This is a genomic window from Ammoniphilus resinae, assembly GCF_017873965.1.
Classification (GTDB): domain Bacteria; phylum Bacillota; class Bacilli; order Aneurinibacillales; family RAOX-1; genus Ammoniphilus_A; species Ammoniphilus_A resinae.
On sequence record NZ_JAGGKT010000012.1, the window covers coordinates 132,531 to 141,598 of the forward strand.

General features: G+C 46.4%; 10 protein-coding genes. 8 read left to right on the forward strand and 2 right to left on the reverse strand.

Annotated features, from left to right (window positions below; all coding sequences use genetic code 11):
* Positions 1-5 precede the first annotated feature (5 nt).
* Complete coding sequence (locus J2Z37_RS18105; RefSeq protein ID WP_209811704.1) at positions 6-1,016, forward strand: 5-oxoprolinase subunit C family protein; 1,011 nt, start codon at positions 6-8, stop codon at positions 1,014-1,016.
* Here J2Z37_RS18105 and J2Z37_RS18110 read toward each other — a convergent pair.
* The gene (locus J2Z37_RS18110) at positions 904-1,473 is read right to left on the reverse strand and encodes a hypothetical protein (RefSeq protein ID WP_209811705.1); all 570 of its coding nucleotides are present in this window, start codon (positions 1,471-1,473) and stop codon (positions 904-906) included. The genes J2Z37_RS18105 and J2Z37_RS18110 overlap by 113 nt on opposite strands.
* A 158-nt stretch (positions 1,474-1,631) precedes the next feature.
* Here J2Z37_RS18110 and J2Z37_RS18115 point away from each other — a divergent pair, with 158 nt between their 5' ends.
* The 4 genes from J2Z37_RS18115 to J2Z37_RS18130 all read left to right on the forward strand — a co-directional run bounded on the left by J2Z37_RS18115 (position 1,632) and on the right by J2Z37_RS18130 (position 5,933).
* On the forward strand, positions 1,632-2,315 hold the full coding sequence (locus J2Z37_RS18115; RefSeq protein WP_209811706.1) for a stalk domain-containing protein: 684 nt from the start codon (positions 1,632-1,634) through the stop codon (positions 2,313-2,315).
* A gap of 25 nt (positions 2,316-2,340) precedes the next feature.
* Complete coding sequence (locus J2Z37_RS18120; RefSeq protein WP_209811707.1) at positions 2,341-3,963, forward strand: ABC-F family ATP-binding cassette domain-containing protein; 1,623 nt, start codon at positions 2,341-2,343, stop codon at positions 3,961-3,963.
* 65 nt (positions 3,964-4,028) lie between these two features.
* Complete coding sequence (locus J2Z37_RS18125; protein ID WP_209811708.1) at positions 4,029-4,802, forward strand: SDR family NAD(P)-dependent oxidoreductase; 774 nt, start codon at positions 4,029-4,031, stop codon at positions 4,800-4,802.
* A 15-nt stretch (positions 4,803-4,817) separates the two neighbouring features.
* A complete protein-coding gene (locus tag J2Z37_RS18130; RefSeq protein ID WP_209811709.1) occupies positions 4,818-5,933 on the forward strand; it encodes a mandelate racemase/muconate lactonizing enzyme family protein in 1,116 nt (371 codons plus the stop codon).
* Positions 5,934-6,199: 266 nt separating this feature from the next.
* Here J2Z37_RS18130 and J2Z37_RS18135 read toward each other — a convergent pair whose 3' ends face one another.
* Positions 6,200-6,739 (reverse strand): hypothetical protein, encoded by a 540-nt coding sequence (locus J2Z37_RS18135; protein ID WP_209811710.1) that lies wholly within the window; start codon positions 6,737-6,739, stop codon positions 6,200-6,202.
* A 358-nt stretch (positions 6,740-7,097) separates the two neighbouring features.
* Here J2Z37_RS18135 and J2Z37_RS26170 point away from each other — a divergent pair, with 358 nt between their 5' ends.
* The 3 genes from J2Z37_RS26170 (at position 7,098) to J2Z37_RS18150 (ending at position 9,014) form a co-directional block, all read left to right on the forward strand.
* Positions 7,098-7,211: an E3 binding domain-containing protein gene (locus tag J2Z37_RS26170; protein ID WP_425340339.1), complete on the forward strand. Its 114-nt coding sequence runs from the start codon at positions 7,098-7,100 to the stop codon at positions 7,209-7,211.
* A 121-nt stretch (positions 7,212-7,332) separates the two neighbouring features.
* The gene (lpdA, locus tag J2Z37_RS18145; protein ID WP_209811712.1) at positions 7,333-8,730 is read left to right on the forward strand and encodes a dihydrolipoyl dehydrogenase; all 1,398 of its coding nucleotides are present in this window, start codon (positions 7,333-7,335) and stop codon (positions 8,728-8,730) included.
* A 149-nt stretch (positions 8,731-8,879) separates the two neighbouring features.
* Positions 8,880-9,014, forward strand: a complete 135-nt coding sequence (locus tag J2Z37_RS18150; protein WP_209811713.1) for a LacI family DNA-binding transcriptional regulator — start codon at positions 8,880-8,882, stop codon at positions 9,012-9,014.
* Positions 9,015-9,068 lie beyond the last annotated feature (54 nt).

Below are 9,068 nucleotides of genomic sequence, written 5' to 3' on the forward strand. Positions count from 1 at the left end.
ATGGGATGAGTCTAACGATTTTACGGCCAGGTTTACTTACAACGGTACAGGACTTGGGCCGGTACGGATACCAAAGAATTGGCGTGATGGTTAGCGGAGCAATGGACTCCTTCGCGCACCGGATGGCCAATTTGCTTGTCGGCAATGAGCAAGGGGAGGCAACGCTAGAAATCACCTTGATTGGGCCAGTCATTCGATTTGAAAAGGATGCCTTGATCGCCATTTGTGGCGCTGATTTTTCTCCTTCTATGGAGGGGATTCCTGTTCCAACGTGGCGTCCTGTCTGGGTAAGAAAAGGGAGCATCTTGAAATTTTCTCCTAGTGAGGTGGGGGCAAGGGCTTATCTTGCCATAGCAGGTGGATACGCGATTGATCCGGTGATGAATAGCCGTTCAACCTTTTTGCGGGCGGGTATTGGCGGATTTCAGGGAAGGGCCTTAAAAGCGGGTGATGTACTCAATTTCCGTTCATCTTCTAATTGGTTTGACTCGGGTGTGCAGAACGATCTGCCCTTTACCTATTCAGCGTGGCGTATCTCGAAGAACTTGCTCCCTCTATACCGAAAGAATCCAACCATTCGCGTGATGGAAGGCGGGGAATATGAATGGTTCACCCGCGAGGCCCAGGCGAATTTTTTCTCTGCCCCTTTTACGGTAAGCAGCCAATCGGATCGGATGGGATATAGGTTAACAGGACCCAAGATGGCTGTTCACGAACAGCGTGAATTAATTTCCGAGGCGGTGACCATGGGGACGGTCCAGATTTCATCAGATGGGAATCCGATCGTTTTAATGGCGGACCGGGCAACAACAGGCGGGTATCCCAAACTCGCGCATATTGCCACAGTAGATTTGCCGCTTCTTGCTCAGGTGAGGCCTGGAGAACAGCTTTGGTTCTATAAAATTACTTTGCAGGAGGCCCAGCGTCTTTGGATTCGTCGTGAAAGAGAGATTCAGCAGTTGATTCAGGGGATAAACTTTTATCTGCGGTTGGATAAAACCCGCCATAGTCAATAATGACCAATTCCCCCTCTTGGTCCAAGGCAAAATTGGACCATTTTGGCTCATTTTTACCTAGGATATCTTTAGGACAGATATTGGCTTGCTCAAAGGTAAGGATGATTCGGAGAACTTCCCGCAGGCTTTTCTTTGTTGTAGGGATGGGAGTCACCATCTTTTTCATCAGCAGCCAGCCGGGACCAGATTCGGTAACTGGTGCAAGGTATTTTCTTAACTCATCGGTAGCGCAGGTAAATAGCCTCGTTTCATTGGAAATTTGTCTGATTCCTTTTTTGGAAATCGCGACCTTAAGGATATATTTTTCATTCCATTCATAAACGATCCGATTATTCCCAACGCCGAGGATTTTGTAGGGAAGATTTAATTTCTTTTTTGCTTGATTGGCACGATGTGCTTTTTCCGCTTCCCCATGTTGATTCAGAGTGTCAATCCATTCCTGAATACTAGGTTCCATTTCCAGGCCCTCCGTTCCAAGATCCTTACTGTATATTTTATGAAAATTTTCTAAGAAAAGCGCCAAATGAAACCATCACGACTTGTTCGTATATTTAAGAAAAGTTTCTAGCGATTTTGTGGTAGAATATCTAAAGTAGGCTAATAGGGGGAATGATGATGAAACAGTTTATCAGCGGCGTTGTAGTAGGGGCTATTCTCTTTTCCGGCGTTGCTTATGCCGCTTCTGCAACGATTAATGTGGACTTCAAAGATATAAAGTACTATTTTGATGGGGAACAAAAAGAGGCTCCTGCGGATAACCAAGGGTTTATATATAACAACACGACTTACGTTCCTTTGCGTTTCCTTTCCGAATCACTAGGGAAAGAAGTAACCTGGGAAGGCGCGACGGAATCGATTTATGTTGGGAAGATGCCAGAAAACAGGCCTGTATTTTTAGGGGAGCTGAAAGCGGAAGATTCAAAGCTTGAAAATGTAAAAAGAATCACAAGCTTTGTCACGAACCAAAACGAGGAATTCAGCCAAGGCTATAAATTTGGCACAAAGGATGAGAAGGGGAACTACATCAAAGGCTCCATGGATAATGTCTATCTACTAGATGGCGAATATAGCAAATTTGAGGCTTTATTGGCTCCGGAATCGATTTGGAGTCAGTCAAAAGCAGGTCAGGCTGGGATTATCCATGTTTATGGCGATGACAAGCTTTTATTTAAGACCGATGTTGCTTCCAATGTTGAAAATCCGGTACCAGTCTATGTTGATTTGAAAGATGTCAAGAAGCTTCGGATCGAATGCCAAGGTTTTGAAATTGGGCTATTAAATGCTAAACTATACAAATAGGATTTGACTTAGAAAGGAACATAAAATGATCAGTACAAACGGAATTACTTTACGTTATGGAAAGCGTGCACTTTTTGAAGATGTGCAAATTAAATTCACCCCGGGAAATTGCTATGGATTAATTGGGGCAAACGGTGCGGGGAAATCCACCTTTTTGAAGATTTTATCAGGGGAGATTGAACCGAACAAGGGTGAGGTAATGATCCCCCCTGGGGAGCGTCTTGCTGTATTAAAGCAGAACCATTATGAATTTGATGAATTCGACGTACTAGAAACGGTGATAATGGGTCACCAGAAATTATATAACATTATGAAAGAAAAAGATGCGCTATATGCCAAGGCTGATTTTACTGAAGATGACGGCATGCGGGCGGCGGAATTAGAAGGTGACTTTGCCGAATTAAACGGTTGGGAAGCAGAAGCGGAAGCTGCCGAGTTATTAATGGGTCTAGGAATCGCAAAAGAGCTTCATACGAAGAAAATGAAAGACTTAAGCGGAAATGAAAAGGTTCGTGTATTACTTGCCCAGGCGTTGTTCGGCCGTCCAAACAATCTTTTGCTCGATGAGCCGACCAACCACTTGGATGCGGAATCCATCGTATGGCTGGAGAATTTCCTGCTAAACATTGATGAAAATACCACGGTAATCGTTGTTTCCCACGATCGTCACTTCCTGAATCAGGTCTGTACACATATTGCTGATATTGATTTTGGAAAAATTCAGCTTTATGTGGGGAACTATGATTTTTGGTATGAATCTAGTCAGTTAGCTTTACAAATGGCGAAGGATCAAAATAAGAAAGTAGAAGAAAAGAGAAAAGAACTGGAGAAGTTTATTGCTAGATTTAGCTCCAACGCTTCCAAGGCGAAGCAGGCAACGTCTCGAAAGAAGCAATTGGAGAAGTTGACCCTGGACGATATTAAGCCTTCCTCGCGGAAATATCCATACATTAACTTCAAATCTGAGAGGGAAGCTGGGAAGCAGATTTTGACGGTCGACCGCCTATCTAAAACGATTGATGGAGAAAAAATTCTTGATGATTTGAGCTTCGTTGTCAATAAAGGGGATAAGATTGCCCTGGTTGGACCGAACGGGCTGGCCAAAACTACGCTCTTTAAAATTTTGATGGGTGAGTTGGAAGCAGATGCCGGTGAGTATGCTTGGGGTGTAACGACAACGCAGGCTTATTTCCCAAAGGATAATGCAAAGTATTTCGATGGCGTTGACCTTTCTTTGGTGGAATGGCTGCGCCAATATTCCAAGGATCCCGACGAGACCTTCGTGCGTGGCTTCCTCGGTCGGATGCTCTTCTCTGGTGATGAGTCGCTCAAAAAGGCGAGTGTACTATCTGGGGGAGAAAAGGTGCGCTGCATGCTTTCCAAGATGATGCTTACCGGGGCAAATGTGCTCCTATTGGATGAACCGACGAACCATTTGGATTTGGAGTCGATTACCTCGTTAAATAATGGGATGATTGAATTTGAAGGGTCTGCTTTATTTGTCTCCCATGACCATCAGTTTGTGCAAACCGTTGCCAACCGGATCATGGAGATTACCCCAAATGGACTCATCGATAAGATGATGCCTTATGATGAATATTTGGCAAGTGAAGAGGTCAAGAATCTTCGGGAAAAGATGTACGCGTAGTTTGGTGAATGCCAAACTGGGCTGCATATAGATTGATTCTAGAAGATGAGGGAGAGAAGAAGAGGATGAGACTAAAGGACAAAGTAACCATGATTACCGGTTCCGGTTCCGGGATTGGTCGCGCTGCGGCATTGCTATTTGCTAAAGAAGGGGCCAAGGTTATTGTCAATGATGTTTCCGAGGAGAATGGGAATAAAACGGTGGAAGAGATCAAGCAGCACGGTGGGCAGGCCTTGTTTGTAAAGGCTGATATTACGGTTGCTGCGCAAGCAGAGCAGTTAGTTCAGACGGCGCTTGACGCCTATGGAAAAGTGGACGTTCTGTTCAACAATGCGGGGATCTCAGGTGTGGGCGCCGTCCATGAAACGAGCGAAGAGCTATGGGACAAGGTGGTTAACGTCAATATTAAAGGGGTCTTTTTAGCGAGTAAGGCTGTTCTCCCACATATGATGGAGAGAAAAGAAGGAAACATTATCAATATGTCTTCGTGTATCGCAGAAATTGGGCTGATGAAAAGATCCGTTTATTCCGCAACCAAAGGTGCGGTTCTCGCTTTGACCAAATCGATGCAGGTCGATTATGCACCGTATAACATTCGGGTAAATGCCTTGTTGCCGGGGACGATCTTAACTCCTTTTGTGGAAAACTATTTGAAAAACTCCTACGACGACCCGGAAGAGGCTTTGAATACGATTCGCAAGAGACAACTTGGTGGCGAGCTTGGCAGACCGGAAGATGTAGCCTTGGCAGCAGTGTTCCTTGCTTCCGATGAATCGAAATTCATGATGGGCTCTCCGCTTTATATCGACGGGGGCGCTGTGTTTGGAAAAATGGCGTAAAGGGGGGAAGTCAAGGTGAAAATAAGCGGAATTGAATCGATTTTGCTTTCTTATTTACCGAAGAATCCCCCGCGTGACGGGTTGTCTGGGATTCCCACTCGGGATGTCTACTTGGTGAAGATTACGACCGATGAAGGGATTACAGGAATCGGCGAGGGGTTTGCCCTAGGTTCCCTAAAATCGACGGCGATAATCGTCGAGGAAATCCTGAAGCCGCTTCTAATCGGTGAGGATCCTACACAGATTGAAGGCCTATGGCAGAAGATGTACCGTACAACCTTCCGAGTTGGACGGAGAGGCATTGTGCTGGCTGCGATGAGTGCGATTGATATTGCCCTGTGGGATATTCTAGGAAAAAAAGCGGGACTACCCGTTTGTAAGCTACTTGGCGGTGTGAAAGATTCCTTGGTGGCTTATGCCAGTGCAGGATACTACCAAGAAGGCAAAGGGCTTGACGGCCTAGCGAGAGAAATGGAAGGCTATCGTTCGCAAGGTTTCCGGGCAGCAAAGATGAAGGTTGGCGGAGAGTCGCTGGCGGTCGACGTGGAACGTGTACGTGTGGCTCGCGAAGCGCTTGGTCCTGAGGTGAAATTGGCCGTCGACGCCAATAATGCCTGGGATTACTCGACTGCCTTACGCTTTGCCAGAGCGATTGAAAAGTATGACATCCTGTTTTTTGAGGAGCCCTTATCCTCGGATGATGTGCAGGGAAGTATTAAACTGGCGCGGGACTGTGATATCCCGATTGCAGGCTATGAGACCGAATATACTAGGTTTGGACTGCGGGATTTGATCGTGCAGGATGCGGTCGATATCGTGCAGACCGATGTGATTTGGTCTGGCGGCATTTCCGAAGCACGGAAAATTGGGATTCTTGCCTCAACTTTTGGCAAGGAGTGTATTCCCCATTTTTCAGCAGGCGCCGTTTCCTTGGCTGCAAACCTTCACTTCGGGGTGAGTCTGGCCAATATCAATCTGTTCGAATTAACCGTCGACGATAATCCGCTGCGCAGTGAGTTATCGTTAGGTTCGATCGAAGTCAGAGATGGAATGATTTACGTTCCGGATCGCCCGGGATTGGGTATTGAATTGAATGAGCAACTGGTCGATCGGTTTCGGGTGGAAATATAGGGTGCCTAGTTGGCGCCCTAATTTTATTTGGCGGGAATAGCGGACACTGGTTCCGTTATCTCTAGTTTTTGGGGCAAATCGCAGCACTAGAGACCGCCTGCATCCCAAATAGAGGAACTTTTTTCAGTTATTCCTTTTTAGTGAACTGAGAATGGGGAAATAACGGAAAAAAGTTCCTCTATTGTAGCCTGCAAACGATTTCAAACAGGGTGATGGACGAGATAACGGAATAAATTTCCGCTATTTCGTCTTTTTTAGATGGAGCTTTAGGAATAACGTAAATTTCTTCCGTTATCACGAATCGCCAGAGGTTCCTCACCCCGTTCGAGAAGCACGGTGTTGATCCGCTGGAGGGTGATCCACTCACGTTTGTCTAGACCTTTGCGATATTTGGCGTAATAATAGGCAGCTACCTTAAACGATGACAAAAAGGCATGTGTCGTCAATCCTTCTATAGATAAAGGGTTATCGATCACAACTTGCCATTCCCCTGAACGTTCTTCCCCTTGGACCCGCTCAAAGACGGAGCGTTTTATGTGATAAATCATCTTTAATTCTTCCCAGAATCCTTTCCAAAGGGGGCTGTGTTTTTCCGGCGCGGAAAGGATCTCTTCTCCTTTGATAAGAAGCTCGAAGGTCTCCTCAAATTGCTCTTCACCCATCTCTTTTAATTCTTCTTCAATGCTCCGCAACCATTGGTTGATAAAGGCATATCCTTGAGCGCGTAGCACCGAGCCCAGATGTTTCTTTTCTTCCACGGTTTGCGCCGCTTTAAATTGGCTGTAAAAATCTTCAAACTTGATCATGAGTCACCTTCCTTAGTATGCTTCTTCCATTTTATCAGTGTTGTGTCCATGCATAAAGAGCAGAATCTTCAAAATTTCATTCAAATATTAGAGAAGAGCTTGTCAACTATCAGGTGGTGGTGGTAAATGAAGATTTTGAGAGTATAGATATTGCTGTTTCACGATTATTCGCTGGTTGATAGAAAAGGGAGAACCCGAAAAGCTGGTGAAGTTCTAATCGGAATTATGACGGATAAAATTAATATTGAAGCTCACTCGGTAATTGCTTACATCGGACAACCCGACGAGGCTTTGGATCCTGGTTCGGAAGACTGTGCCATCGATTACAGCCGTCCGAGCCACGCCGGCATCGCGATGGATGGCGCGGGATCACCGACTGGATTTACAAGAAACCAGCGTGACTGGACCGAATGGGAGAATTCAGCGGATGGATATTGAAGATCTTTTCGCCAAGCAGTCAGGGAACCAATGATTACGCCGCTTGCCGAGAAGATGGTAGTTATTGATGGAGCGCCAGCAGCCGCTTTCTTGACGGAGTTAAAAAGAGATTTTGGAAAATCCTCTCGTCATGCTGGCTTAAGGAGGAGTGAAGGATGGACAGGTTTGATATTGCTGTTGTTGGCGGAGGGCCTGGGGGCTATGTTGCAGCCCTCCAGGCAGCAAAGTCAGGACGCAGGGTGGCACTTATTGAAGCAGACGAACTAGGGGGAACGTGTTTGAACCGCGGATGTGTGCCATCGAAGACGTGGCTGAGCCATGCAGAAATGCTGGAACAAATCGGCAGGGCGAAAGAGTGGGGAATCGAGGTCGGTGAGGTTTCTTTCTCTTTTGAACAGATGGTGAAGCGCAAAGATCAAATTGTGAAAGGGCTGCGCAATGGAATTGCTTCCCTGTTGAAAGCCGACCAGGTGTCGTTTTACCAGGGATATGCCACGGTGGATCCGGACGGAGCAATTATCGTGAATGGCCCTTCCGGCGTGCAGCAACTGAAGGCGGAAAGGGTCATTTTGGCCACCGGATCAAAGCCAATCATCCCGCCAATCCCGGGTCTTGATCAGGTGTTTGTTCACAGTAGTGACAGCATTTTTCAGATTGAGGACGTTCCCAAATCGTTGGCAATCATTGGCGGCGGGGTCATTGGGGTGGAATTTGCCTGCATTTTTGCTCTATTAAATGTGGAAGTTACCGTGATTGAACTAGCTGAACGTATTATCCCGACGGAAGACTCGGATGCCTCCGTTGCCCTCCTCCAAGCTTTAAAGAAAAAGGGGATTCGGGTGTTAACGGATCACCAGGTGATGTCACTCGCCCAGAATCACGAGCACAAGATCGTGGTAGTGAAGACCCCGAAAGGAGAGATGGAGGAGTTAGCCGTCGATCAAGTGGTAGTTTCGGTAGGAAGAAAAGCCAATCTTGGCGGGCTTGAGCGATTAGGTGTGGAGATGGATGGTGCCTTTATTCGCGTGAATGAGCGCATGGAGACAAGTCTTCCGCATATTTACGCTGTTGGCGATGTGATTGGGGGGAGGATGCTGGCACATGTGGCCATTGCCGAGGGCATCGTTGCTGCGAAAAATGCTTCAGGAGCAGAAGAGATCGTCAATTACCGGGCGGTGCCGCGATGTATCTATACATTTCCCCAGGTGGCTAGCGTAGGATACAGTGAAAAAGAAGCGGAACAGTTAGGTTACCGTGTAAAAAAGATGAGTTTTCCGTTGCGAAACAATGCAATCGCGATTGCGGCAGGGCAAACAGAGGGCTTCATCAAGGTGATGGCCGACGAAAGATATGGGGAAATTCTCGGTGTGGTAATGGTAGGTCCTCATGCAACGGAGATGATCTCAGAGGCATCGGCCTTCATTTCCTTGGAAGGCACGGTGGAAGAACTGGCAAAGATGATGCATCCGCATCCTACTTTATCAGAAGGGCTGTTCGAAGTAGCTGCAGCCTTAACAGGTGAAGGGATTCATTTGCGAGTGCCGGGAAGGTGATAATGCTGAAGATGAGCGGCATGACGCATAAACGGGCTGTCCCCCTTTTGTTGGATTTTTGGGATAGCCTTTTTCTTTTCTATAGCGAATCCACGTGTTAAAATTTAAAATAATATGACAAAGTCTGACATTCTACAGGAGGGCATGCCTTGGTCACGATAAAAGATATTGCCTTAGCGGCAAAAGTTTCAATTACAACAGCATCCCTCATCCTGAACAATAAAGAAGGGGCGATACGCATTTTAAAATGTACCCTTTGTAAAGGACGCTATAAAAAAGTCTAGGCAGCTCTAAGAAGATGATCTCTGAATTGAACAGGGGTCATCTTTTTTAAACCC